General features: G+C 64.3%; 24 protein-coding genes and 1 pseudogene. 7 read left to right on the top strand and 18 right to left on the bottom strand.

What is annotated here, in order from left to right; all coding sequences use genetic code 11:
- Positions 1 to 4: 4 nt before the first annotated feature.
- From ACIQUG_RS24860 to ACIQUG_RS24840, 5 genes are all read right to left on the bottom strand, one after another.
- A complete protein-coding gene (locus ACIQUG_RS24860; protein WP_402324782.1) occupies positions 5 to 1,078 on the bottom strand; it encodes an ABC transporter ATP-binding protein in 1,074 nt (357 codons plus the stop codon).
- Positions 1,075 to 2,001 carry an ROK family protein gene (locus ACIQUG_RS24855; RefSeq protein ID WP_402324781.1) on the bottom strand — a complete coding sequence of 309 codons (927 nt, stop codon included), beginning with the start codon at positions 1,999 to 2,001 and terminating at the stop codon, positions 1,075 to 1,077. The genes ACIQUG_RS24860 and ACIQUG_RS24855 overlap by 4 nt, the downstream gene beginning before the upstream one ends.
- A complete protein-coding gene (locus ACIQUG_RS24850) occupies positions 2,001 to 2,798 on the bottom strand; it encodes a 6-phosphogluconolactonase (protein WP_402324780.1) in 798 nt (265 codons plus the stop codon). The genes ACIQUG_RS24855 and ACIQUG_RS24850 overlap by 1 nt, the downstream gene beginning before the upstream one ends.
- The gene (locus ACIQUG_RS24845; RefSeq protein ID WP_402324779.1) at positions 2,795 to 3,670 is read right to left on the bottom strand and encodes a sugar phosphate isomerase/epimerase family protein; all 876 of its coding nucleotides are present in this window, start codon (positions 3,668 to 3,670) and stop codon (positions 2,795 to 2,797) included. The genes ACIQUG_RS24850 and ACIQUG_RS24845 overlap by 4 nt, the downstream gene beginning before the upstream one ends.
- Positions 3,671 to 3,734: 64 nt before the next feature.
- The gene (locus ACIQUG_RS24840; RefSeq protein WP_402325195.1) at positions 3,735 to 4,994 is read right to left on the bottom strand and encodes an ABC transporter substrate-binding protein; all 1,260 of its coding nucleotides are present in this window, start codon (positions 4,992 to 4,994) and stop codon (positions 3,735 to 3,737) included.
- Positions 4,995 to 5,180: 186 nt separating this feature from the next.
- On the opposite strand from ACIQUG_RS24840, the gene ACIQUG_RS24835 reads away from it, so the two are divergent.
- Complete coding sequence (locus ACIQUG_RS24835; RefSeq protein ID WP_402324778.1) at positions 5,181 to 5,516, top strand: MurR/RpiR family transcriptional regulator; 336 nt, start codon at positions 5,181 to 5,183, stop codon at positions 5,514 to 5,516.
- 5 nt (positions 5,517 to 5,521) lie between these two features.
- Here the strand turns inward: ACIQUG_RS24835 and ACIQUG_RS24830 are convergent, their stop codons facing one another.
- Positions 5,522 to 6,613 carry a citrate synthase/methylcitrate synthase gene (locus tag ACIQUG_RS24830; protein ID WP_402325194.1) on the bottom strand — a complete coding sequence of 364 codons (1,092 nt, stop codon included), beginning with the start codon at positions 6,611 to 6,613 and terminating at the stop codon, positions 5,522 to 5,524.
- A 75-nt stretch (positions 6,614 to 6,688) separates the two neighbouring features.
- Here ACIQUG_RS24830 and ACIQUG_RS24825 point away from each other — a divergent pair, with 75 nt between their 5' ends.
- The 3 genes and pseudogenes from ACIQUG_RS24825 to ACIQUG_RS24815 all read left to right on the top strand — a co-directional run.
- Entirely contained in the window at positions 6,689 to 7,819 is a 1,131-nt protein-coding gene (locus ACIQUG_RS24825) for a citrate synthase (protein ID WP_402324777.1), read from the top strand.
- Positions 7,820 to 8,145: 326 nt separating this feature from the next.
- Entirely contained in the window at positions 8,146 to 8,592 is a 447-nt protein-coding gene (locus ACIQUG_RS24820) for a hypothetical protein (protein ID WP_043618779.1), read from the top strand.
- A gap of 193 nt (positions 8,593 to 8,785) precedes the next feature.
- A pseudogene (locus ACIQUG_RS24815) lies at positions 8,786 to 9,964 on the top strand (Do family serine endopeptidase); the annotation flags it as partial.
- An 81-nt stretch (positions 9,965 to 10,045) separates the two neighbouring features.
- On the opposite strand, the gene ACIQUG_RS24810 reads toward ACIQUG_RS24815, so the two are convergent.
- On the bottom strand, positions 10,046 to 11,077 hold the full coding sequence (locus tag ACIQUG_RS24810; protein WP_402324776.1) for a helix-turn-helix domain-containing protein: 1,032 nt from the start codon (positions 11,075 to 11,077) through the stop codon (positions 10,046 to 10,048).
- Between the two features lie 166 nt (positions 11,078 to 11,243).
- Here ACIQUG_RS24810 and ACIQUG_RS24805 point away from each other — a divergent pair, with 166 nt between their 5' ends.
- Both ACIQUG_RS24805 and ACIQUG_RS24800 read left to right on the top strand, forming a co-directional pair.
- On the top strand, positions 11,244 to 12,302 hold the full coding sequence (locus ACIQUG_RS24805; protein WP_402324775.1) for an alpha/beta hydrolase family protein: 1,059 nt from the start codon (positions 11,244 to 11,246) through the stop codon (positions 12,300 to 12,302).
- Between the two features lie 184 nt (positions 12,303 to 12,486).
- A complete protein-coding gene (locus tag ACIQUG_RS24800) occupies positions 12,487 to 12,891 on the top strand; it encodes a cupin domain-containing protein (protein WP_402324774.1) in 405 nt (134 codons plus the stop codon).
- A 38-nt stretch (positions 12,892 to 12,929) separates the two neighbouring features.
- Here the strand turns inward: ACIQUG_RS24800 and pcaD are convergent, their stop codons facing one another.
- The 9 genes from pcaD to ACIQUG_RS24755 form a co-directional block, all read right to left on the bottom strand.
- Complete coding sequence (gene pcaD, locus ACIQUG_RS24795) at positions 12,930 to 13,715, bottom strand: 3-oxoadipate enol-lactonase (protein WP_402324773.1); 786 nt, start codon at positions 13,713 to 13,715, stop codon at positions 12,930 to 12,932.
- 164 nt (positions 13,716 to 13,879) lie between these two features.
- A complete protein-coding gene (locus tag ACIQUG_RS24790) occupies positions 13,880 to 15,214 on the bottom strand; it encodes an MFS transporter (protein WP_402324772.1) in 1,335 nt (444 codons plus the stop codon).
- Between the two features lie 38 nt (positions 15,215 to 15,252).
- Positions 15,253 to 16,041 (bottom strand): 1,6-dihydroxycyclohexa-2,4-diene-1-carboxylate dehydrogenase, encoded by a 789-nt coding sequence (locus tag ACIQUG_RS24785; protein WP_402324771.1) that lies wholly within the window; start codon positions 16,039 to 16,041, stop codon positions 15,253 to 15,255.
- On the bottom strand, positions 16,038 to 17,060 hold the full coding sequence (gene benC, locus ACIQUG_RS24780) for a benzoate 1,2-dioxygenase electron transfer component BenC (RefSeq protein WP_402324770.1): 1,023 nt from the start codon (positions 17,058 to 17,060) through the stop codon (positions 16,038 to 16,040). The genes ACIQUG_RS24785 and benC overlap by 4 nt, the downstream gene beginning before the upstream one ends.
- A 34-nt stretch (positions 17,061 to 17,094) precedes the next feature.
- Positions 17,095 to 17,583, bottom strand: coding sequence for a benzoate 1,2-dioxygenase small subunit (gene benB, locus ACIQUG_RS24775; protein WP_402324769.1), 489 nt, complete (start codon positions 17,581 to 17,583; stop codon positions 17,095 to 17,097).
- Positions 17,580 to 18,938, bottom strand: a complete 1,359-nt coding sequence (locus ACIQUG_RS24770; RefSeq protein WP_402324768.1) for a Rieske 2Fe-2S domain-containing protein — start codon at positions 18,936 to 18,938, stop codon at positions 17,580 to 17,582. Before ACIQUG_RS24770 ends, benB begins: the two co-directional genes overlap by 4 nt.
- Before the next feature lie 101 nt (positions 18,939 to 19,039).
- Positions 19,040 to 19,978, bottom strand: a complete 939-nt coding sequence (gene catA, locus ACIQUG_RS24765) for a catechol 1,2-dioxygenase (RefSeq protein ID WP_402324767.1) — start codon at positions 19,976 to 19,978, stop codon at positions 19,040 to 19,042.
- 74 nt (positions 19,979 to 20,052) lie between these two features.
- A complete protein-coding gene (gene catC, locus ACIQUG_RS24760; protein WP_402324765.1) occupies positions 20,053 to 20,343 on the bottom strand; it encodes a muconolactone Delta-isomerase in 291 nt (96 codons plus the stop codon).
- 10 nt (positions 20,344 to 20,353) lie between these two features.
- On the bottom strand, positions 20,354 to 21,535 hold the full coding sequence (locus ACIQUG_RS24755; RefSeq protein ID WP_402324764.1) for a muconate/chloromuconate family cycloisomerase: 1,182 nt from the start codon (positions 21,533 to 21,535) through the stop codon (positions 20,354 to 20,356).
- Positions 21,536 to 21,685: 150 nt separating this feature from the next.
- Between ACIQUG_RS24755 and ACIQUG_RS24750 the strand changes: the two genes are divergently transcribed.
- A complete protein-coding gene (locus ACIQUG_RS24750) occupies positions 21,686 to 22,627 on the top strand; it encodes a LysR family transcriptional regulator (protein ID WP_402325193.1) in 942 nt (313 codons plus the stop codon).
- Here the strand turns inward: ACIQUG_RS24750 and ACIQUG_RS24745 are convergent.
- Positions 22,620 to 23,501, bottom strand: coding sequence for a sugar phosphate isomerase/epimerase (locus ACIQUG_RS24745; RefSeq protein WP_402324763.1), 882 nt, complete (start codon positions 23,499 to 23,501; stop codon positions 22,620 to 22,622). The genes ACIQUG_RS24750 and ACIQUG_RS24745 overlap by 8 nt on opposite strands.
- A complete protein-coding gene (locus tag ACIQUG_RS24740) occupies positions 23,501 to 24,706 on the bottom strand; it encodes an NAD(P)/FAD-dependent oxidoreductase (RefSeq protein WP_402324762.1) in 1,206 nt (401 codons plus the stop codon). Before ACIQUG_RS24740 ends, ACIQUG_RS24745 begins: the two co-directional genes overlap by 1 nt.
- Positions 24,707 to 24,771: the final 65 nt, after the last annotated feature.

Below are 24,771 nucleotides of genomic sequence, written 5' to 3'. Positions count from 1 at the left end.
GGCTTCACGCTCCCTTGGCCGTAAGCGCCATGTCGTCGGCACCGAAGATATGCGCCTTCGACGTCAGCCAGCCGACGGTGATGTCGGCATTCGGCTTGAGATCGGGTTTGCCCTGCGCCTTGACGACCAGCGACTGGCCGTTGCCAAGGCGCGCGTGAACGAGCGCCTCGCCGCCGAGCGGCTCGACAAGCTGCACGGTCGCGGGCAGGCGGACGTCGCCGCCGCCGAGGATCAGGTCTTCCGGCCGGATGCCGACGCTGACCTCGCCCTCGTAGCCGAAGTGCACAAGCCCATGGCGGGCGTCGAGCACCTCGAGGCGGCTTCCGCCCGCGTCATTGGCGAGCGTCCCGTTGAGAAAATTCATGCGCGGGGCGCCGATGAAGCTGGCGACGAACTTGTTGGCCGGGCGCTCGTAAAGCTCCATCGGCGTGCCGACCTGCGAGATACGACCGTCCTTCAGCACGACGATACGATCCGCCAGCGTCATCGCTTCGAGCTGGTCGTGGGTGACGTAGACGGTGGTGGCCTTCAGCTCGCGGTGGATGCGGGCGATCTCAACCCGCATCTCCATGCGCAGATCGGCATCGAGATTGGAAAGCGGCTCGTCGAAAAGGAACAGCTTCTGCGAGCGGACGAGCGCACGGCCGATGGCGACGCGCTGCTGCTGGCCGCCGGAAAGCTGGGCCGGACGGCGCGCGAGCAGATGTTCGATCTTGAGGAACCGGGCAACCTTCGCCACGCGCTCCTTGATTTCGCCGCCGGCAAGGCGCGCCGTTTCCAGCGCGAAGCCGAGATTGCGCTCGACACTCATATGCGGGTACAGCGCGTAGGACTGGAACACCATGGCGATGCCGCGGCGCGCCGGCGCCGTCTCGTTCATGCGCGCTCCGCCGATCTGCAACTCGCCGTCGGTAATTTCCTCGAGCCCGGCGATCATGCGCAGCAGCGTCGACTTCCCGCATCCGGAGGGACCGACGAAGACGACGAACTCGCCTTCTGCGACCGAAAGGTTGACCTTGTCGATCACGGTCAGCGCACCGAAACGCTTGACGACATTGGTAAGGGCAATTCCACTCATTGGCGCACCGTCTGGTTGGCAGTCCTGTTTGCAAGCGCGGCCACGCCGATGGCGCAGGCCGCATCACCGAGGAGGCTTGGAACGATCGGCATGTCGCGCGCGCCATCGGCCCAGATGAACGGCCGCGTCAGCGCGGCGAGCCGCGCATTGACCGACGGGTCGCCGCCGATGCCGCCGCCGAGGATGAGCACGGCCGGATCGAGCGTGTTGACAAGCTGGCCGAGATAGGAGGCGAGCGACAGAAGACCGTCGGCCACCATCTGTGCCGCCCGCGGGTCTTCCTCTTCGGCTTCAAAGAGTTGCAGCGCGCTTGCGTCCGGCCGGCCGATCAACTGGCCATAACGCTCGCCGAGCGCCTTGCCGCTTGCAAAAAGCTCGAGGTTGTGGCGAACCGCCTGGTCCTGCCCTTCGCCCGAGAAGGCAACGAGATCGCTGCCGGAAAAATGGATCGCAAAGCCACGGGCACCCGCATAGGGCGTGCCGCCGATCACCAGCGAGTGCGAAAGCCCGGTCGAGATGGTCACGTAGACGAAGGGATCGATACCGCGACCGGCACCAATCCAGCCCTCGGCGAAGGCGGCGGCACGCACGTCGCTGTCGATATGCAGCGGCCCGAAACCGCCGAGACGGCTGTGATAGTCGAGGCCGCGCCAGTCGAAGTTCCAGGCGGAAGCGGGTTCGCCGGCGCCGGTCACCAGTTCCGGCAGGCAGACGCCGAGACCTGTCGTATCGACACCAAGTGCTTCGCCTTCGTGGCGAATGGCCTCGGCAAGCGAGGCCACCAGCTCCAGCACGGCTGCACCGCCCTCCTGGCAGCGGGTCGGTTCGGTGCGCTCGACGATCACGGCGCCGTCGGCAAGACGCACAACGCAGGCCTTGGTCTTCGTTCCCCCGACATCGATGCCGATGGCATGCTGGCCCATCACCGCGCTCCCCATTCGCCGGCGGCGTCCGCATCGGCGTAGAGTTCAGCACCGCGGCATTCGACGGCGATGGTCGCCGGCCAGCTCGGGTCGTAAACGCGGGCGCTCGTCAGGCGATAGAAGGCGTGACGCTTGCCTTCGCCCCAGACGATCATCGCGACGGCCTTCGATCGCTCGGCGATCGAGCCGATGCCGATCGTCACGCCATGCGAGGGCACCTCGTCGATGCCTGAGAAATCCGGGAAGGTCGCGAGATTGTCGCGCCGCGTCTGCTCGGCAAGGGTGACGATGCGGGTCCGGCTGTCGCGGGCAGAGCCCGGCGGGTTGAAGGCGATGTGTCCATCGCCGGCACCGGAGGCAAGCAGGAAAAGATCGATACCGCCAGCAGCTGCGATGCGCTCATCGTAGCCGCCAGGTCCCGCAATATCCGGCATCCAAAAGTTTTGGGACGGAACGCGGAGGTGATCCGGCAGCGCCGCATTGATGCGGCCGACGATCTCACGTTCCCCGAAGCCGCGGCAGGAGTAATGCGCCTCAGCCGGCGGCGGGGCGAAACCGTCCCCTTCTGCGGGACGAAGATACTCGTCCATCATGACGATGATCAGCCGCGAGCAATCGACGGGGTCGCCAGCAAGACGGCGTCCGAGCGCCTCATAGACCGGCAACGGACTGCGGCCGCCCGGGCAGCCGAGAACGTAGTTGCGGCCTGCAGCACTCGCTTCCCGGATGCCGGCAATGATCCGGTCCGCAAGACGCTCGCCGATGGCGGCCGGCGTATCGTGGATCTCGACCTTCATGCGCCGGCCCCGTTCGCAAGAAGCTTCGAGACGAAGTCAAAATTGCGTCGGGCGATCGTTTCCGGCGTATCGGGATGGTTCAGCGCCAGATCCTGCTCGACCACCAGCGGGCCGTCGTAACCGGTCTCGCGCAGCGCCGACACGAAGGCGGCGATATCGACGACGCCCCGGTCGAGATCGGTCATGATACCCTCTTCAAAGGCACGATCCGAATGGATGCCTTCGGAAAGCACGCGCTCGCGGAAGGCGCCGTCGACATTCTTCAGATGCACCGAGTTGATGCGGTTGCGGTGGCGCCGATAAAAGGCGATCGGGTCGGCCTTCCAATAGGCGTGGTGCCCGGTATCGAGGCAAAGCCCGACAAGATCGGGATCGGTGTCGGCCAGCAGCCGCTCGATCTGATCTTCACGCTCGACACAGGTGCCGACATGCGGGTGGAAGCTGAACTGCAGGCCGTGGCTGCGGGCGATCTCGGCCGCGCGGTTCGTCTGGTCGATCATCGCGCGCCAGCCGGCCTCATCGACGACACCCATGCGATCCTTCGGGTAGAACTCCGACTCGTCCATGAGAATGAAATGCGTGCCGCCGATTTCGGCAAGCAGCTTGCAGATCGCCTGCGTCTTTTCCTCAAGCACCGGCCAGGTGGACGCATCGGCGAGCGTATGCACATGGGCCGCCGCGACGACCTTTAGGTCGCGGCTTGCCAGCTCGGACGAAAGCACCTTGGCGTCCGTGGAGAAGTAGCCATAGGGGCCGAGCTCGGTGTGCCGGTAGCCGGCCGCACGGATGCGGTCGAGATAGTCGGTCCAGCCGAGATCATTCCCCTGGGGCCAATAGATGCCCCAGCAGCACGGTGCGATCGCAATATTCACGTTGGTTTCCTCAGATGCTGTGGTGGCGGGGTCCGTCACACCGAACCCCGTATCGTCGAGGCGGCTACCAGCCCCGCGCCTTCAACCGCTCCAGATCACTGCTGACCTTGGCGAGCGCATCCGCAGCACTTTCCTTGCCGCTCAGCACATTGTGCACGCCGTTGAAGATCCGCTGCGAAACGCGGTTATAGGAAGCGCCGGTCACCTGCGATGGCCGCGAGGCGCTTTCGGCATAGGCCTTTTCGGCAAAGGCCAGCGACGGATTGGCGGCGAGGATGTCCTTGTCCGCGTAAAGCGCCTTCAAGGTCGGGCTATAGGCCTGCAGCGCACGGCGCTTCTGTTCTTTTGCACCTGTCAGATAGCGCACAAGGCTCACGGCCGCATCGACATCGTCAGCGTATTTCGAAACGCCGAGCAGGCCTGCACCGTAGCAACCGCTCGATTTCTGGCCCTCGGCGCCGACCGGCAGCGCCATGACGCCGATCTTGCCGCGCAGCGAAGAGTCCTCAGCCTGGGTCGTGCCCCAGACATAGCTCCAGTTGCGATGGAAGACGGAATTGCCGGCCTCAAAGACGCCGCGCGAGCCTTCCTCGTCATAGTTCAGCACGCCCTCGGGGCTGATGTTGCCGATCCAGGAACGAGCGAGATCGAGCGCCTTGACGGCCTCGGGATTGTTCGCGGTGATTGTACCATCGGGAGAGATGAAATTGCCGCCACCGAAGGACGAGACCCATTCGAGCGCATCGCAGGTCAGCCCCTCATAGGCGCGGCCCTGCCAGACATAGCCCCACATGTCGGGGCTGCCGCCGGCGCGTTCCTTGTCCTGGATGAACTTCGCCGTTTCGGTCAGCTCCTGCCAGGTCTTCGGCTCGCCCTTGCCGTATTTCTCCAGCAGATCCTTGCGATAGAACATCAGGCCGGCATCGACGAACCAGGGCATGGCCAGAAGCTTGCCGCCGATGGTGGCATCGGCGAGCGAGGATTCGAAATGGGCGGCGATTTCGTCGGCCGGAACCTTTTCGCGTAGGTCGACCAGATGCGGCGCCAGCGTTCCGACCCAGATGTTGTCGAGCGTCAGGACGTCGACGTCACCGGACTTGCCGGCGAGCAGCTGCTGGTAGAGCGGCAGCGCCTCGCCCCAGTTGGCGGGCATCTTGTTGATCTTGACGGTGTTGCCGGTTTCCTTGGCCCAGGCCTCGGAGGCCGACTGGCAAAGCTCGAGTTCGGCGCCGGCCGAGCTGCAGAAAATCGAGACTTCGGCCGCAGCCGCCGGCATGGCGGCAAAAGCGACGCCGGCCATGGCGGCGGCCTTGAAGCACTTCATCCAACGCATTCTCGTCTCCTCCCCAGAAAACGTGTTGTTGCGATCAGCGATGTTTGAGTTACTATACCGTCCGGACGGTACAGTAAAGTGAAAAATCATGAAGGTGAGCGACAGGTGGGGAAATAGCCCGCATGCGGCTGCTTTCGAGGGGATGCGACTGCGCAGGCGCGTTGAGGAGGATTGTGAATGGAGAGCACCAAGATGCCGACAGGCCATGGACATGCGGAGGCCGAAACGAACGCGGCGCAAAGGCGCCCCGGCGACATGAGGGAATTGAAGGGGATGTTTGCGTCCCGAGCGCTCAGACTTCCGCGCCAGCTCGAACAGATCGCTCTGTTCGCGCTGGCGAAGCCCGACCTCGTCGCCTTCGGCAGCGCCCGCTCGATCGCCCTTGCCTGCGCCGTCTCGCCGACGACGGTCGCCCGTTTTGCGACCGTCCTTGGTTTCGATGACTTCCGCGATCTGAAGGCGTTCTTTCAACAGCACCTGCGAAATGCGCGGATGGTCTCGGCCTCAGCGTAGGACACTCACGCGGCCTGCTGCGGCAGCGGCCCGACATAGAGCGAACGCGGCCGGATGAGGCGGCCTTCCAGCGCCTGCTCGCGGGCATGGGCGATCCAGCCGACGGTGCGGCCGATCGCGAACACGCCGGTGAAGGCGTCGCGCGGGAAGTGAAGCGCATCGAGCAGCAGCGCCGTATAGAACTCGACGTTGACGTCGAGCGGGCGATCGGGCTTGCGCGCCTTCAGGATGGCGAGCGCCGATTGTTCGACTGCTTCTGCCAGTTGAATGCGATCGCGGTTCGCCGGATGCGTGGCGATCAGTCGTTTCAGCGCGCCCTTCAGCGCATCGGCGCGGGGATCGCGGACGCGGTAGACACGATGGCCGAAGCCCATCAGCCGTTCGCCGTGGTCGAGCGCGTCAGAAAGCCAGGCCTGCGCATTCTCAGGCGTTCCGATCGCGTCCAGCATGTCGAGCACCGGCCCGGGCGCACCGCCGTGGAGCGGCCCCTTGAGGGCGCCGATGGCGGCAAGCACCGACGAGGTGAGACCGGCCTTGGTGGAGGCGACCACGCGCGAGGCGAAGGTCGAGGCGTTGAGGCCGTGGTCCGAGATCGTCACCAGATAGGCATCGAGCGCCGCCACGTCTTGGCCGCTTGGCACCTTGGCGCCGAGCATGGCGAGGATGTCGGCGGCGTGCGACAGCGCCGGGGTCGGCGCGACCGGGGCCTCACCCCTCTTCATGCGCAGCGCCGCCGGCAGGAAGACGGCCGGCGCGGCGAGCAGACGTAAGGCCGAATCGAGATCCTCCCCATCCGGGAGCCGGGCGATGAGTGCGCGCATGATGTCGACCGGCGGCAGTTCCAGCAGCGCGTCGTCGATGGCGCCGACATGGGCGAACACGTCGGCCCGCTTTTCACCCAGGCGCTTCGCGAGTTCGGTCCGGTCCGGCATCGGCCCCAGCAACCCCTCGAACAACAGCGCCACGACATCCTCGTAGCTCGCCTGGCCGGCCAGGTGATCGAGCGAGACGCCGCGGATGATCAATTGACCCGCCTCGCCGTCAACATGGGAGAGCTGCGTTTCGGCGGCGACGACGTCTTCAAGTCCGTTCTTCATCATCAAGTTTCTCCTTTACGAGGAGAATGATCCGACCTAGACCTATTGACGTCAATCTTGATGCAATTGATCAACATGAACACACTCTGGATCACCGCCGAAGAGGCACTCCTAAGGCTCGGCAGCAAGCGGCAGACGCTCTATGCCAATGTCAGCCGCGGCCGCATTCGGGCCAAGCCCGATCCTGCCGATCCGCGCCGCAGCCTCTACCAGGCCGACGATGTGCACCGGCTGGCCGAGCGCCACGCCGGCAGAAGACAGGCATCGGTCGTGGCGGCCGAGACGATCCGCTGGGGCGAACCGGTGTTGCCGACGACGATCTCCAGCATTGCCGGCGGACAGCTCTCCTATCGCGGCCACAACGCGATCGAACTTGCCGCCACGGCAACCCTGGAGGAGATTGCCGCGCTGCTCTGGCAGACACCGGCGGCGGTTGACATTCCAGCAAACGATCCCGACAGCGGCCAATCGCGGCTTGCAACGACCTTTACCCTTCTTGCCGGGCGCATCGAAGCCGACCTGCCGGCGCTCGGACGCAGGCACGCCATCCTGAAGGCCGAGGCCACCGAGGTGCTCGCGACCGTTGCCGCCGGCCTCGCGCCATTGCGGGAAAACGGGCTGCTGCACGACCGCCTGGCGCAGGGCTGGGGGCGGCCGGAAGCGGCGGAACCGATCCGCCGATGCCTGGTTCTGACGGCGGAACACGAACTCAACGTCTCCGCCTTTGCGGCACGGGTCACCGCATCGTCCGGTGCAGCACTTTCTGCCGCCACGCTTTCGGGTCTTGCCACCCTCACCGGCCCCAGGCACGGCGGCGCCTGGCTGAGTGTCACGCGACTTGCCGAACAGGCGGCCGTGGGCGGGGTGCGCGAGGCGATCCGTACCATGCTGTCTTCGGATGGCGTGGTCCGGGCTTTCGGCCACAGGCTCTATCCCGACGGCGACCCGCGCGCGAAGGCGATCATGTCGAGCTTCGACGTGCCGCCGCTCTATGCCGCGCTGGCCGAAGCCGGCGAGGAACTGCTCGGAGAACCGGCCAATCTCGATTTCTCGCTGGCCGCACTCGCGGCCGCCTATGCGCTGCCCGACGACGCGCCGATGGTGATATTCGCCCTCGCGCGCACCGTCGGCTGGCTCGCACACGCGATGGAACAGGTCGTCAGCGGCGATCTGATCCGGCCGCGCGCCCATTATGCGGGATCGTAGTTCCGTCTCCGTGCTCGCGCCCCAAAGGCTCGACTGACTAGAAAAGGCGCAGCCTGACTGCCGCAAAAGAGCCACAATACACGATCCGGAAAAGAATAACCGCCATGTGAGAGCAAATCTGCCTTCATTAAATAATGTTAATGAAGCGGCTTCCCGGAGATGTTTACCGAAATATTACGCGTTATTAACATGACGGCGACGCATGGAAGTAATACCTTCATTTCGAGGCTGAATATTGCCGGCGACCGCTTCGGCCGTGACGCGACAATAGGAGACAGTCTCGAATGGAAGCGCGCAGCGCTTCCTTCAATTCAGGAGATGCAGTCATGCGCTCGCCCTTCAAGACCACCACCATCGCAACCGTCGCCCTCGTCCTTTTGAGCGGCGCCGCCTTTGCCGCCGATCATCACGATTTCGGCCGCGACAACGAAAAGGGTGCCTATACCGGCGATTACTACCAGGGTATTTTCGCCCAGGACGACATGTCCACCCCGGCCATGCCGGTCTACCGGACACCGACCCACATGGCATCGACGCGGCTCGATCATGTCCTGCATGAACTCCGGGTCGACAATCACCGCATCAACGTCGATCGCGAACAAGGCAAGCTGACGGCAGCAAACTACAGCAAGCTTGAACGCGAGGACGGCGCCGTGCGCGCCGAAGCGATCAACACCGCCGCCGCCCATCACGGCATGCTGCCGGACAAGTCCTATGCCCGGCTTCAGGGTGACGTTCATCACCTCAACCGTGACATCGCCCGCATGGCTTGACCGAGACGTTGAGGCTCACCCGGTCTTCGGGTGAGCCGTAGCCGATGGCGCCGGGCCCTTCCCAGGGTCCGGTCCTTCGGCACCAAGACGCCCTTAATCCGAAGCCGGCCGACGCCGCGCCGCAGACCCGACCTGCCTCGGGCTGCGCCCGACCACGTTCGTCCGGCAAACAGGCAGCGAAAGGAACAGGATCATGTCAAACATTCTCACGAGGTATAGAGCTGCCGCCCTCCTCGGCGCAGCCGTCATCATTGCGCCCCTGTCCGTGGCAGCCTTCTCAGGCCATGACGTGGCCGCCGCCGCGGCCGCACCGGCCGTTGCAGTCCCGGCCGCATCTGGCGGGTCCTTCGCGCCGATCGTATCGGCCGACAGGCCCGCAGTCGTCACGGTCACGACCGTAATCAAGGCCGACAACACCGGTGCGAGCGAACCTTCGCAACAGGGCGGAAACTCGCCCTTCGACGAACAGTTCCGCCAATTCTTCCACGACCAGGGCATCCCGATGCCGGACCAGGCGCCCGAGCAGCGCCAGCCGCAACGGGCCGAAGCGCTCGGCTCCGGTTTCATCGTGACCGCGGACGGTTACGTCGTCACCAACAACCATGTCATCGACAAGGCGTCGAGCATCATGGTGACGCTCGACGACGGCACGCAGATACCTGCCAAGCTTGTCGGCGCCGACCCGAAAAACGATTTGGCGGTCCTGAAAATCGCAGCGCCGAAGCCGCTTGCAACGGTTGCTTGGGGCGATTCCGACACCTTGCGGGTCGGCGACCAGGTGCTGGCGATCGGCAACCCGTTCGGCATCGGCACGACGGTGACGTCGGGGATCGTCTCGGCACGCGGCCGCGACCTGCACAGCGGCCCCTATGACGACTTCATCCAGATCGACGCCCCGATCAACCACGGCAATTCCGGCGGACCGCTGGTCGACGCAAAGGGCCAGGTGGTCGGCATCAACACGGCGATCTATTCGCCGAACGGCGGTAGCGTCGGCGTCGGCTTCGCCATCCCGTCGGACCAGGCGCAGAAGGTCGTCGCTGAGCTGATGAAGGATGGTTCGATCCAGCACGGCTTTATCGGCGTGCAGATACAGCCGGTCACGGCTGATATCGCCGACGCCATCGGCCTTGCCCAGCCCGAGGGCGCGCTCGTTGCCGGCGTCAACGGCGGAACGCCTGCCGCCAAGGCCGGCATCAAGGCCGGCGACGTCATCACCGCGCTCGGCGGCAACCCGGTGAAGTCGCCGCGTGACCTCTCACGCATGGTCGCCGACCTGTCGCCCGGCACCTCGAAGAACGTAAGCGTATGGCGGACCGGCAAGACGAAGGACGTTCCGATCACGATCGGCGACAATGCCGCAGATCAGCAGTAACGGTCGCAAGCGCGTCACCGTACAACTTGCATCCCTCAAGCCCGGCCGCATCGCGGCCGGGCATCGCCATGGCCGCAGTCAGGCGGCAAGCGAACCGGCCCGGTTCTGCTCGCGCCAGGCGACGGGGCTCAAGGTGGTGACGCGGCGGAATTCGCGGTTGAAATTCGATTTCGTCTGAAAGCCGGATTCAAGCATGGCCGCAGTCACCGACATATCGGTCTCGCGCAACAGCCGGCAGGCCTCCGCAATTCTGATCTCGTTGATGTATTGCGAGACGTTCTTGCCCGCCAGCCGGTTGACGGCAGCCGATATCTGCCGGGCGGGCAGGCCCGCGCGGCGCGCCAATCGTGACAGGGTGAGGTTTTCGTCGCGGGCCAGTTTCTGGCCGACGAGCAAGCGCTCGATCCTATTGAGGATTTCGCGATCCTGCGGCGTTGCAACCGGATCCTCTTCGGCGACCGCGCCGGCGGCCGGAAGCGCGCGCGCACGGTCCGCGACCACTGCTGTCAGCCCGATGAAGAGCAGGCCCAGCAAGTTCGCGTTGCTGACGATAAGGCCGATATTCGCGCCCTTCGTCCATTCGAAATCCAGAAGGATCGCCAGATCGAAGAGCGCCGAAAGGCAGAGCGAGAACGCGGCAATGAGCAGGGCACGGTGCGCCGCGGTGGCGCCTTCGAAACGCGCTTCGTCCAGCGCATCCGTACCGACGCGCGCCAGGTTCAGGAGCGCCAGCGCATATCCGACATATTCGACGATCAAGGCGAAATCGATGTAGCGCGGTGCAAACAGCACGAGCACGAGCATGCCGATCGTCGGCGCCGCGTGGACCCACCCCGCCGCAGCAACGCTGCGCTCGTCTTTGCGGATCAGGCTGTGGAAACTCGCAAGCACCAGCGGCGGCACACCGCTCGCGAGCACCGGCAGCGCGAATTTCAACGCCGCGACGTCATAGCCCCAACGCAGCCCGACGATCACAGACTGGAGCGCGCACAGCGTCAACAGGGCATAGAACGGCCGGTTCCGCCGCGCCGGCTCGTCGCCATGCAGCACGAAGGCAAGCAGGACGAGAAGCAGCAAGGCGACGACGAACGGGAGCGGCAGGAAGATCAAGACATGTCCTTCAAAGGAAAGGCTGGCAGACAAAAGGCCGGCAAGCATTCGATGGGCAGATCATTGCCCAGATCGCGATTCGGGACGACCTCAATCACGATCGAGGACGCGGACAAGCGGGGCGTTTGTGACGATCGGCCGTCTTTTCCAACACAGCGAGATACCCATGCCCCTCCTCCAGTTCATTCCCGCCGCCGCCTTCCTTCTGAGCCTGGCTGCCTCGGCGCAGGCCGATGACGTCGGCGTCCGCGAGATCGACGTTGCCGCACCCAAGCGGGAACGCCAACTTGCCGTCACCGTCTGGTATCCCGCCGGAGCCGGGGGTGAGCCCGTGCTTATCGGCGACAACCGCATCTTCGAGGGATCGCCCGCATCGAAGAACGCCCCCTTGCGCCAAGGCCGATATCCGCTGGTGGTTCTGTCCCATGGGTCGGGCGGCCGCGTCGAAGCCATGAGCTGGCTTGCAGCCGACCTGGCGAAAGCGGGTTTCATCGTCGCGGGCCCCAACCATCCCGGCACCACCAGCGGCGACTCGATGCCCTCCAACACGCCGAAGCTTTGGGAACGGACGGCTGACCTTTCGGCATTGATCGACACGTTCACCCGGGATCCGCAATGGAGCGCTGCAATCGACCCGGAGCGGATCGCCGTCCTCGGTTTTTCTCTCGGCGGCTCGACCGCCATGGAGATTTCGGGGGCAAGGGCCAGTCTCGATGCCTATGCCCGCTACTGCGACAGCTACAAAAAGTGGGACTGCGCGTGGTTTGTCGGCGGCAGGGGCTATGTCGATGATGCGCCGGTCGATGTCGATAAGCTCGATCTGCGCACCGTCGACAAGGCGCGTTTCGAACAGTCGAACCGGGACCCCCGGGTCAAATCCGCGGTACTCGTCGACCCAGGTCTTGCCCAGGCCTATGTGGAAGACAGCCTCAAGGCGATCGCGATCCCGATGCATTTCATCAATCTCGGCAGCAAGGAGACGATCCCGCTTGCGGTCGCCTCCGAGCCGCTGGCGGCGGTGACGCCGAAGGGCTCCTATGCCGCGGTCGCCGGAGCGGACCACTTCAGCTTCCTGCCGATATGCAAGGACGGCGCCGCCGAACTGCTCAAGACCTTCGGCGAGGTCGATCCAATCTGCCAACCGACCGAACGCCCCCGTGCCGACATCCACGCAGAAATCGTCGAACTTGCCCGCGAGGCCTTGCAACAGAGCCTTGGCGAATAGCGGTCGGTAAAATCGCAAGGCAGGCGGCGATGCGCACCGCGGATCGCCGCCTGGCCAGGACGAGGTCGCAGACTACAAAGGCTTACAAAAGCACCGATCGGCGGACACACCGCCAATACACGCCTCCGCTGAAATGCACGTGCTTCCAACAACGCACATGCAACCATCCATGACGGAGGATCCCATGAAAACGACCCGCATCATCACCGCAGCCCTGCTGATCGCCGGCAGCATGACGACGCTTCGCATCGCGGAGGCCCAGCAGATGCAAGGCATCCAGCGCACGGACCTGATCAAGAACGAGATCAGCGTGCCCGGACACGAGGCCGTGCAGGTTCGTGTCGACATCGAACCGGGCACGGCCTCGATCAAGCATTCCCATCCGGGCGAAGAAATCGCCTATGTGCTTGAAGGCTCGCTCGAATACCACCTTGAGGGCCGGGATCCGGTGACGCTTCAGGCCGGTCAGGCGCTGTTCATTCCGGCCGGCGTTGCCCATGTGGCGAAGAACGTCGGCACTGCCACGGCATCGGAACTCGCGACCTACATCGTCACAAAGGACGCGCCGCTTCTCGTTCCCGTCAAGTAAGCGCTGATTTGATTGGCGTGGCGCCGTTCGAGCCGCGATCAAGCGCGAAGGAATGCCAGAAGCGCCGCGTTGAACGCTTTGGCCGACTCGATGTTAACGATGTGCCGGCCCGGCAGCGACAGGTGGCGGCCTCGTTGCACCCGGGCGGCGATGTATTCGAGATCCGCCGGCGGGCATACCGGATCACTATCGCCGGAGACGGCGAGCACGGGATTGGCGATCGCTGCGATCTCCTCCCGCAGGTCCGCGCCCGCGAGCGCGGTGCAGCCACCGATATAGCCGTCGGTCGAGGTGGCGGTGAAGGCGCCGAGAATGCGATCGACGGCTTCCGGGTGGCTCGCCGCAAATTGCGGACTGAACCAGCGTTCGGCCGTGGCTGCGGCGAGCCCTGCGAGACCGTCCGCCCGGACGCTGTCGACGCGCGCGGCCCAACTCTCGGGCGTCCCGATGCGGGCCGCGCTCGCGCAGAGAACCATCCTGTCGAAACGCTCGCCGGCATGGATACCGAGCCATTGCCCGGTCAGGCCGCCGATCGACAGGCCGCAGAAATGTGCCCGCTCAATTTCCAGCCCATCCAACAGGGCGATCACGTCCTGGCCAAGGTCGGACAGTGCATAGGGCGGCGGCGGCGCCGATGAGCGGCCATGGCCACGGCGATCATAGCGAAGCACGCGGAAATGCGGCGACAGATCAGTGATCTGCGCGTCCCACATGGAGAGGTCGGTGCCGAGCGAATTGCAGAAGAGCAGCCAGGGCGCGTTGCCGCTCTGGTCGCCGTCGATGCGGTAGTGAAGCCGGTGGCTGGGCAGGTCGAGATAGGCCATGAAAGAGGAGCTCCGATAGGGAAAGCCGCCAGCGAGGGCGGCTCCAATGTTGCTGGCGCGAGAGCCGCGCTAGGTGGTGGGCGCGCTGCAATAGGTAGATATCGACGGCGCGCGCTCAAGGGGTGGCAACCGGGCCTTTCACGGCCCAATTGCTTCGCCTTAATCTATGCGGCCGCCAGACGTGCGATCTCGACGCGGCGGGCATTGCTAACCGCGAAGACCAACATGGCGACGGCCGAGATCGCCGCCGGGATGGCGAAGATCGCGAAGTTCTGCTGCAGCGGAAGCTCCTGCGCCAGAAGCACGCCGCCGAGCGTCGGGCCGACGATGGCGCCGATACGACCGACGCCGGAGGCCCAGCCGAGCCCGGTCGAGCGCACCGAGAGATTGTAGAGCTGCGCCACGCTGGCATAGAGCAGGATCTGCGTGCCAATCGTGGTGGCACCGGCAACGAAGACCAGCAGGAACAGGACACCTGCCGGCGGGTTGAAGCCGATCAGCGCGATCGAGAATGCGGCTGCGACGAAGAAGCCGACCACCACCTTGGGAAGTCCGAAGCGGTCACCGAGCCAGCCGCCGGCAATGGCGCCGACCATGCCGCCGAAATTGAGCGAGAACAGGCTGAGCAGGCTCGCCTTCTCGGCATAACCGGCCTCCTGCAGCACTTTCGGCAGCCAGGACGACAAGAGATAGACGAGCAGCAGGCAGCAGAAGAAGGCGACCCAGAGCATGACGGTGCGTAGCGTGCGTTGGTGGCGGAAAAGTTCCAGTACCGATGCGGAGGCGCCCTTCGCTTCCGTGAAGACCAGCCTGTCTATGGCATCAAGACGTGCGCTTGGGTCGATCTTCGCGTAAATCCTCTTCGCCTCGTCCTGCTTCCCCTGACGGATGAGGAAGCCGAGCGATTCCGGCAGCTTCCAGAGAATGACGGGTAACAGCAGCAGCGGCACGGCGGCGATGAAGAACATCGGCTTCCAGCCATAGGACGGAATGAGGCCGATGCCGAGACCGGCAGCGACCATGCCGCCGACCGAATAGCCGGAGAACATCAGCGCCACCAGCGTACCGCGCAGCCGCTTCGGCGCATATTCGTTCATCAGCGCCACGGCATTCGGCATCAACCCGCCGCAGCCGAGACCGGCGAAGAACCGGAAGATCTTGAACTGCTCCGGCGAATTGGCAAAGCCGGTCAGAAGCGTCGAAAGCGTAAACAGCAGAAAGCTGATGGCGATGCCTTTCTTGCGGCCGATCCGGTCGGCGAGCGGGCCGAAGATCAGCGCCCCGAACATCATGCCGAACAGCGCCCAGGCCTGCAGCGCGCCAGCCTGCGGCTTGCTCAGGCCCCATTCCTTGATCAGCGTCGGCAGCACGGTTCCGGCGACGAAGACGTCGTAGCCGTCAACGATCAAAAGTAGGGCGGTCAGCGCCACCACCATCCACTGGAAGCGCCCGAGCGGGCTCCCGTCAATCGCCTCATTCACATCGATAGAGCGCATCATCTCCTCCCCAGGTGTTAGCGCGTTTAAATGATGGTCCGTCAGCCGAGATCGCCGCCGGCGACCGGCAGCACGCTGCCGGTGATGTAGGAGGCCTCGTCCGAGGCCAGGAACAGAATGGGTGCCGCCTGCTCATCGATGCTGCCGTAGCGCTTCATGAAGCTCGACTGTTTCACCTGGTGAACGACATCGCCCATCCAGGCCTTTTCGGCTTCGCTATCGCCGTCGGCATTGCGCGGAATGCGGCGCGGCGGCGCTTCCGTTCCGCCGGGCGCCGTGGCGACGACGCGGATGTTGCAATCGGCAAGCTCCATCGCCAGCGACTGGGTGATGGCGTTGACGCCGCCCTTTGCCGCCGAATAGGGCACGCGGTGAATGCCGCGCGTGGCGTTCGAGGAGACATTGACGATGGTGCCGCCGCCGCGGGCAAAGAGATGCGGCAGCACCGCATGGCAGCAAAAAAGCGTTGGCATCAGCGAGCGGCGGATCTCCGCATCGATCTGCGCCGGTTCAAACTCCGAGAAGGGACGCATGCGGATCGCGCCGCCGACATTGTTGATCAGGATGTCGATGCCGCCGAATTTTTCCGCCGCAAAGCGCATCGCGGCAGCCGCCCCTTCGTGGGATTCGAGATCGGCAACGAAAGGCGCCGCCCGCTCGCTGCCCGCCTCCGCCGCCACCTCGGCGACGAAATCGGCGCGATCGACGAACACCACCGTGCCGCCTTCATGCGCAGCGCGCAGCGCCACCGCCCGACCGATGCCTTGCGCAGCGCCGGTGACGACCAGCACCTTTCCGGCAAAGCGGCCTTCGAATCGCGGCGTGCTCATGCCGCCACCTTCGCCACCGCATTCGGCGTGAACTTCTCGTAGTGAAAGCTGCTGGGCCTCACGCCGGTGTCGTCGAAATGCTTGCGCACGGCGTCCACCATTGGCGGTGGACCGCAGAGATAGACATCGACGTCGCCGCCGTTGAGCACGTCCTCCGGCATATGCTGGGTGACCCAGCCCTTGCGCGGATGACTGGACGCCGCGTCGGCGACGACCGTGTCGAAGGTGAAGTTGGCAAGCCGCTTGGCATAGGCCTCGATTTCATCGACAAGTACCAGATCGAGATCGCGGGTGACGCCGTAAATCAGATGCACCTTCTGCTGCGGATTGGTGCGCGCCAGCACCTCAAGCATCGACAGGAACGGCGCTAGACCGGTGCCACCGGCGAGGAAGAGCAAGGGGCGCTGGACCTCGCGCAGATAGAAGCTGCCGAGCGGTCCGGTCAGTTCCAGCTTCGTGCCCGCCTCGGCACGTTCCAGCCACGTGCTCATCACGCCGCCCGGGATCTTCTTGAGCAGGAAGCCGAGGCGCGTCTCGCCCGGAGCCGAGGAGAAGGAATAGGAACGGCTCTGACCGCTGCCGGGCACGTCGATATTGACGTATTGGCCCGGTAGGAAGGCCGGCGCGCCCTCGATATCCAGTTCAAGCACGATCGCCGCATCGTTGTGCGGGGCGACGCGCGCTACGGTGGCGGAGAACTTCTGCTGCCCGGTCTTGCAGGCAGCTGCTGTCGTCGGCACCGCGATGACGCAGTCGCTCGACGGCTTCATCTGGCAGGTCAGCACCAGCCCGCTTGCCGCCTCGTCCGCCGTCAACGCGTCGTCGATGAAATCGTCGCCGAGGTCGTAGGCGCCGCTTTCGGCGCGACACTTGCAGGTGCCGCAAACCCCGTCGGAACAGTCCATCGGCAGGTTGATCTTGTTGCGAAAGGCGGCATCGAGCACCTTCTCGTCGTCCCGGCACTCGACGAACCGGGTGACGCCGTCCTCGAAATTCAAAGCGATCCTGTAGCTGGCCATGGTTGTTCCTCCCAGTCCTGTCAGGCGGCGGTCATCAGATGTGGTAGACGTCGATGACCTGGCGGATGTAGTCGTTCTTCAGCACGATCTTCTTTTGCGCGATCACGAGCCCGTCGCCGCTCTTGCGCAGCGTGACGAACATGGTGCCGAAGAAATGGTCGGTGACCTTGTAGCGGTGGTTGAGCGTGTGAAAGTTGTAGCGGAAGTCCGCCTCCTCACCGCGATTGGCCACAAGCTCGACATTGTTGACGTTGTGGCTGGTGCGCGGCTCCGGCGTCGACGCACCGGAGCGTTCGGTCTTGATGCGGAAGACGCGATCCTCCAGGCCGTCTCGGCTCGGATAGTAGATCAGCGAGATCTCAGATTGCGGGTCCTCGGTGAGTTGATCGTCGTCGTCCCAGGCCGGCATCCAGTAGCTGACATCGGGCGCATAGCAGGTCAGCCATTCGTCCCACTGCCGGTCGTCGAGCAGGCGCGCTTCGCGGTAGAGGAAGGCGCAGGCGGTGTCATAGGAGATCGTCATGCGACCGCTCCTTGTCTCTCGGAGGCAAGCGCTTCGCGCATCACCTTCGCCCAATATTCGTGCTGGCGGACGAAGAGGCCCTCGTCTTCGCTGCGCTCGCCGGAGAGCAAGGGTTCGATGCCCATGCGCTTGGCATTTTCATCCGGACCGTCGATCCAGAGCGGCGCGCCGCGCGAAAGGTCGTTCCAGAGCGCGGTGATGCCGGCATAGCCCTGCTGGCAGGCGCGGAACTCCTCGAGATCGTCGGCCGTGCCCATGCCCGACACGTTGAAGAAGTCCTCGTACTGACGGATGCGCAGGGTGCGGTCTGCGGCACTTTCGCCCTTCGGCGCGAAGCAGAAGATGCTGATCTCGGTCTTGTCGACGCTGATCGGGCGCGTCACGCGGATCTGCGTGCTGAACTGGTCCATCAGGAAGACGTTCGGGTAGAGGCAGAGATTGCGGGTCTGGTTGACGATGAAGTCCGCCTGCACCTCGCCGACGCGCGCCTTGATCTCGTCGCGGTAGTTGAAGACCGGGCGAACCTCGGGGTTCATCGTCGTGGTCCAGAGCAGGATGTGGCCATTGTCGAAGCCGTAGACGCCGGCGACGGACCGGCTCCAGCTCGAGGCATCGACCGCCTTGGTGCCTTCCTCGTGGCGCCGGCCCATGGTCGCCGAATAGTTCCAGTGAACGGAGCTGACGTGGTAGCCGTCGCAGCCGTTCTCCATCTGCAGCTTCCAGTTCCCGTCGTAGATGTAGGAGGAGTTGCCGCGTAGCACTTCGAGGCCATCGGGCGCCTGGTCGACGATCTGGTCGATGATGACTTTCGTTTCGCCGAGATAGTCTTCGAGCGACGAGACATCCGGGTTCAGGCTGCCGAACAGGAAGCCGCGATAGCTCTCGAAACGGGCGACGCGCTTCAGGTCGTGCGAACCGTCCTTGGCGAATTGCGGCGGATATTGCGTGGTTTTTTCGTCCTTCACCTTCAGAAGCTTGCCGGTGTTGGAGAAGGTCCAGCCATGGAAGGGACAGGTGAAGCTGCCCTTGTTGCCGTGCTTGCGCCGGCAGAGCATGGCGCCGCGGTGGGCGCAGGCATTAATGACCGCATGCAGTTCGCCCGTCTTGTCGCGGGTGACGACAACCGGCTGCCGGCCGATCGTGGTGGTGTAATAGTCGTTGTTCTCGGGGATCTGGCTCTCATGGGCGAGATAGACCCAGTTGCTTTCGAAGATGTGCTTCATCTCAAGTTCGAAGAGGTCTTCGTTGGTGAAGATGTCGCGGCGGCAACGGAAGGTGCCGGCCTCATGATCGTCCTCGACCGCTGTCGCGAGCAGGTCGTCGAGGGCTTGGGCTTTGTCGATAACGGCGGACATGGTTCTTCTCCCGCAAACGGCTGATCCGTGCTCGGCTCTAGCGATTGCAACAATGTCTGATGTCAGGGGGCGGCGGCTCAGTCGGCCGCCGCAGATGCAAATCAGGCGGCGGCGCGCTTGCGCTGCTCGTTGATCTGGTTGTCGACGCCATTGACCAGCGAGGTCAGATGGATGTCGAATTCGATCTCGGCGAAGGGACCGGCAAGACCATTGGCCTTGATGCTCGCCTCGTCGGTACGCTCGGTGACATCGGGCACCAGCCCGTCCCGGGTCGCATAGGCGAAGTCGTCATTGACCAACGGGTCGCCGGCGATGTTGATCTGGGTCGTCAGCTTGCGGTGGCCGTCGGCGCTGATGAAGAAATGGATATGGGCCGGGCGCTGGCCATGGCGGCCGAGGGCGGAAAGCAACTGCTCGGTCGGGCTGCCCGGCGGCACGCCGTAGCCGTGCGGCACGATGCTCTGGAACTTGTAACAGCCCTTGGCGTCGGTGACGATCGTGCGGCGCATGTTGAACGGCGCCTGCACGCCGGTCGGATCGAAATGCGAGTAGAAGCCGCGGGTATCGCAGTGCCAGACTTCGACGGTCGCACCCTTCAGCGGCTGGCCATCGGCGTCATAGACGGTGCCGTGCATGATCAGCGGCTGGCCATTGGTGTCGCGGCCGTCGTCGAGGCGAGCGAAGCCTTCCGAAGCCGGCGCGCCGGCAACATAGAGCGGGCCTTCGATGGTGCGCGGCGTCTGGTTCTGGATGCCGAGTGCCTCGTCGATCGCGTCGAGACGCTCGTCGAGGAAGTGATCGAGGCCGAGGCCGGGCGAGATCAGGCCGGCCTGGCCGGCAGCGCCGATCTCGTTCAGCCAGGCGATCCCGGTCCAGTATTCGTCAGGCGTGATGTCGAGATCGTCGATCGCCTTGAACAGGTCCGACATCACCCGGTGCACGATCTCTTTGACGCGCGAGTTGCCGCCGTCCTTGTCGAGACCGCTCAGCACCTTCAGGAAGGCTTGCGTCTCCGGCTTGTCGAAAATCTTCACGGTCATATCAATTCCTCCACTTGGATCTATGTTGAAGCTCATGCCGCGCACCAACCTCCCGGCTGCGGCCTTCACGAATTCTAGCTGTCGTTTTCGCGGATCGAGGACGGGTGCCGCAGCAGCGGCGTCACCTCGATCTCCATGAATTTGAACAGCGGCAGGCCGCTGAGGATCTCGTGCAGCTCGGCATTGTCCTTGACGTCGAAGACGCTGTAGTTCGCGTACTGACCGGCGATCCGCCAGATGTGGCGCCACTTGCCGCTTTGCTGCAGCGTTTCAGAATAGGCCTTTTCCCGCGCGATGATCTCCGCGGCCTCTCCGGCCGGGAAGTCATGAGGAATGCGAACGTCCATCCGTACGTGAAACAACATCGTCCGCTCCTCACTTGGCAACGCTGATCGTCTTGCGCAGCCCGTCGCGCGCAAAGAATTTCAGCCGGTCTTCGTCGAGTTCGATCCCGAGGCCCGGCCCGTCCGGCACCGTCAGCTCGAAATCGCTGTAGTCGAGCGGCGTCACCAGGATTTCCTCGGTCAGAAGCAGCGGACCGAAAAGCTCCGTGCCCCATTGCAGGTTGGCGAAGGTGGAAAACACATGGGCCGAGGCCACCGTGCCGACGCCGCCTTCAAGCAACGTGCCGCCGTAAAGTTCGATACCGGCCGCGTCTGCGATCGCCGCCACGCGCTGGGCATTGAACAGCCCGCCGCTTTGCTCGATCTTGACCGCAAAGACGTCGGCGCCCCTGGTCTTGGCAATCTCGAAGGCGCTTTCCGGACCCGTAAGCGACTCGTCGGCCATCAGCGCCACCGGGAAGCGACGAACCAGGCGACCAAGCGCCGCGGTCGAAGCAACCGGCTGTTCGACCAGTTCGCAACCGGCATCGGCAAGTGCGGCCATGCCATAGGCAGCTTCAAATTCGCTCCAGGCCATGTTGACGTCGACGCGCACCGCGCCGCGGTCGCCGAGCGCCCGTTTGATCGCCGCCACATGGCCGATGTCGTCCTTCAGCGGCTTCGCGCCGATCTTCAGCTTGAAGATCTTGTGGCGGCGAAGGTCGAGCATCTTTTCGGCCTCGGCGATGTCCTTGGCGGTATCGCCGGAAGCCAGTGTCCAGGCGACCGGCAGCCGCTGGCGCAGCGCCCCGCCGAGCAGTTCGCCGACCGACAGGCCCAAACGCTTGCCATGGGCATCGAGCAAAGCCGTTTCCACCGCACTCTTGGCGAAGCGGTTTTCCTTTACCGCCTTGCCGATGCGCACCATCAGCGCCCGAACGCGGGTCGCGTCCTCACCGGTCATGACCGGCGCGAAATAGGTATCGATCGCAAGCTTCATGCTTTCCGGGCTCTCGCCGCCATAGGCGAGACCGCCGATCGTCGTACCCTCGCCAATGCCGACCGTTCCGTCGCTGCAATGGACCTTCACCAGCATCAGGGTCTGGCCGGTCATGGTCGCGACCGAGAGCTTGTGCGGCCGGATCGTCGGAAGGTCGATCAGCATGGTCTCGACCCGTTCGACCACGGGGGAAGGCGCTGCTGCTGGAGCAAGGGGTGCAAGGATCTTGTTCATGGGCTGACTGTGCGCCGCACCCCTGTCGACGTCCAACACCAAATAGGTTCACTATGATACCTTTATGGTATAGTGCGATCGCAATTATGTGGATTCATGCGGTTACCGCAGCGCAACATACCGTGACGATAGGAAAATGAGGGCTTGAACATGGATCTGCGCCAGCTTCGATACTTCGTCGCCGTCGCGCGCGAGCGCAATTTCACCCGCGCCGCCGAGCAGTTGCACATCGCCCAGCCTCCGCTCAGCCGGCAGATCCAGCTTCTGGAGGAGGAACTGGGCGTGCCGCTGATTATCCGCAAAAGCCGCCCCGTGCGGCTGACGGAGGCGGGCCGGCTGTTCTACGAGCAGTCGCTGCAGGTTCTGGGGCGTGTCGAGCAGATGGTGGAGGCGACGCGCCGCATCGGCCTCAACCAGAACCGCGTGCTCTCGATCGGCTTCGTCGCCTCGACGCTTTACGGCGGATTGCCGACACTCGTGCGCAAGCTCAGGCAGAATGCGCCCGAACTCGATATCCGGCTGCTCGAGATGGTGTCGGTGCAACAGATCGCAGCGCTGAAGGAAGGCCGGATCGATGTCGGCTTCGGCCGGCTTCACCATAACGACCCCAATGTCGCCGGCATCCTCATGCGCGAAGAGCGGCTTGCTTTGGCAATACCGCAGGGCACGCCGCTTGCGGAGGACGCGTCTCCTCTGCCCTTGAATGCGCTTTCCGGCCAGAAGCTGATCGTCTACCCGAAGGAGCCGCGCCCGAGTTACGCCGATCACGTGTTGAGCCTGCTTCACGCCCATGATGTGCGCCCGGCCGAGGTGCATGAGGTGCGCGAGATCCAGAGCGCGCTTGGCCTTGTCGCCTCGGACGCCGGACTTTGCATCGTTCCCTCCTCGGCGCGGCAGGTACGCTCGGACCTGCACTACCGCATGATCGAGGGCGAAAGGGCGACGTCGCCGGTCATCCTCAACCACAGGGTCGGCGACAATTCCCGTTACATCGAACTGATCAAGGCGCTGATTGTGGAGATGTATGCGGAAAACCCGCCCTGGCTCGGCCTTGAGCACAATCTGCCGTTCCGGCCGTCCTTCGTTACATGACGGGCTCAGGCGTTCTCAGGTTATCCGCGTCACTCACCGGTGAAGGAGCGGCCTCGGTCCAGATTTCTCGGACCATCTCGCGTAGCAAGAGCGCCTCAGCCCAGCGGTCGGTCGTGTCGTTGCCGTCGCTGTCGGTGATGGCATAGGGCCTTGGGCCGAGCTCGCAGGTCATGACCAGTTCGGCATCTTCAGCCGCGCGAGAGCGCCAGCTGCGAAAGCCATAGGCCCACCAGTCGCCGAAGAGATCGACCCAGGGACGATGCTGGGGAAAGGACAACTCGATCTGGATCTGCTGGCACGAACCGATACGGCCGTGGAAGGCCCGGGCGTTGTCGAGGATGCGGCGGATCTGGACCTGGCTTTCCGCTTCGACCGGAAAGGCGAACTCCCGGCCGACCAGGTAATGCGAGAGATCGGCAAGCAGCGGCAGGTCGGGGCGCCGATCGAGCAGATCGAGCGTGAACAGCAGGTCGCTGGTGATCCGGTGGCGGTGGGTTTCGACATAGACGGGAATAGCTGTCTCCTCGGCAAGCCGCATCCAGCCGTCAAGCAACGGCAGGCAGTCCTCCACCCGGCGCGGCCGGACGTCCGCCTGCAGGTCGATGTGGCTGACCGGGAATTCGCTCGCCAGTTCCAACGTCATGCGCAGGTCCTCGACGCATTTCGGAAAACAGACGCCTTCGATCTTCAAGCCGGAGCCACGGATCGCCTGGTTCAGGCGCTCGACATCGCGGCGGCTGGTATAGTGCGCACTGATGCCGTCGAAGCCGGCCTCGAGGATCATCGCGATGTTGCCCTCAAGGCTGCGCTCGCAGCCGTCCGGGTGCCGGCGCTCCATTGCCCAGAGCGACTGAAAGACAAGCAGCTTCTGCATCAGGCGGCTCGGGCGCTTTTCAGCAGCGCCTTGAGGTTCACGCGGGGATCGGCGAGCGCCGCCGGATCCGGGTTGATGCCCGCGGCAATCAGCATTTCCGCCAGCTTGATATCCTTGGCAACAGTATTGCCGAGACCGAGGCCTGCGGCCGCGACGAGCCGTCCGTCATCCAGGTAGAACTCCAGCTCGCCACGGTCGAGCTGGCGCGTGATGCTCTGGTGATCGGGCTGCGGCAGGCCGGCGACCTGCAGGCCGAGATCGTACTGGTCGGTCCAGAACCAGGAGGTGACAGCGAAGGCCTCCTTGCCGCCGGCCAAGTTGCGGGCAGCGATTTCGGCCTGGTCGCGCGCATTGCGCCAGCTTTCAAACCGCATGTGCCCGCCGCCCGGCTGGGCCACGGCCGCACAATCACCGGCAGCGAAGATGTTGGGGTCGCTGGTGCAAAGAAAAGCATCCGTCAAGATGCCGTTTCCGACAGCAAGGCCTGCCGCCTCGGCCAGGGCGACATCCGGAGACACGCCGATCGCGCCGACAACGATGTCCGCCGGCACTACGGTGCCGTCGGCAAGAACAACGGTCGCTTCGGCGATCTGGGCGATGCCCTGCCCCAGATGGAAGAGGACGCCTTCATCCAAATGCCTGTCATGAAGCCTCGACGCAAAACGCGGCGGCACCGCACGTCCGAGTGGCTTGGGCGCCATTTCGACGACGCTGACAGCGACACCTTTGACGCGCAGCACCGCCGCCAGTTCCATGCCGATCAACCCGCCGCCGATGATCGCAACGTTTCTGCCCGCTTCGGCGCGGGAAAAGATCGCGGCCGCATCGGCATAAGTGCGGAAATCGAACGCCCGCTCGGCCCCCGGACATGCCAGTCGCCTCGGACGAGCACCCGTGGCCAGCAGCAGCCTGTCATAGGCGAGCGCTCCCCCGTCGTTCAACTCGACGCACCGGGCACCCGGATCGATCCCTCGTGCCGAGACGCCCTGGAGATAGTCGATGCCGGCAGCCGCAAGCGCCTCGGCATCGCAGATCGGCTTCATCTTCGCCGCGCCATCGAGCGGCTTCGACAACGGCGGCCGCTCGTAAGGCAGATGCGGTTCGGATCCGACGAGCGCGACGCTGCCGGCAAAGCCCGCCTCGCGCAGCGCAAAGGCCGCCCTGGTCCCGGCTTCCCCGGCACCGATGATGACGATGCGGTCCATGGCTTGCTCCATAAATCATCAGGTTGATGGGGCGTGCGGGCAGACAGCCGCACGACCGTGGCGAA

It is taken from the genome of Ensifer sp. NPDC090286 (assembly GCF_044769565.1).
Lineage (GTDB): Bacteria > Pseudomonadota > Alphaproteobacteria > Rhizobiales > Rhizobiaceae > Ensifer.
The sequence above is the reverse complement of the archived record's forward strand: the minus strand, read 5'-3'. Positions and strand labels throughout refer to the sequence as shown.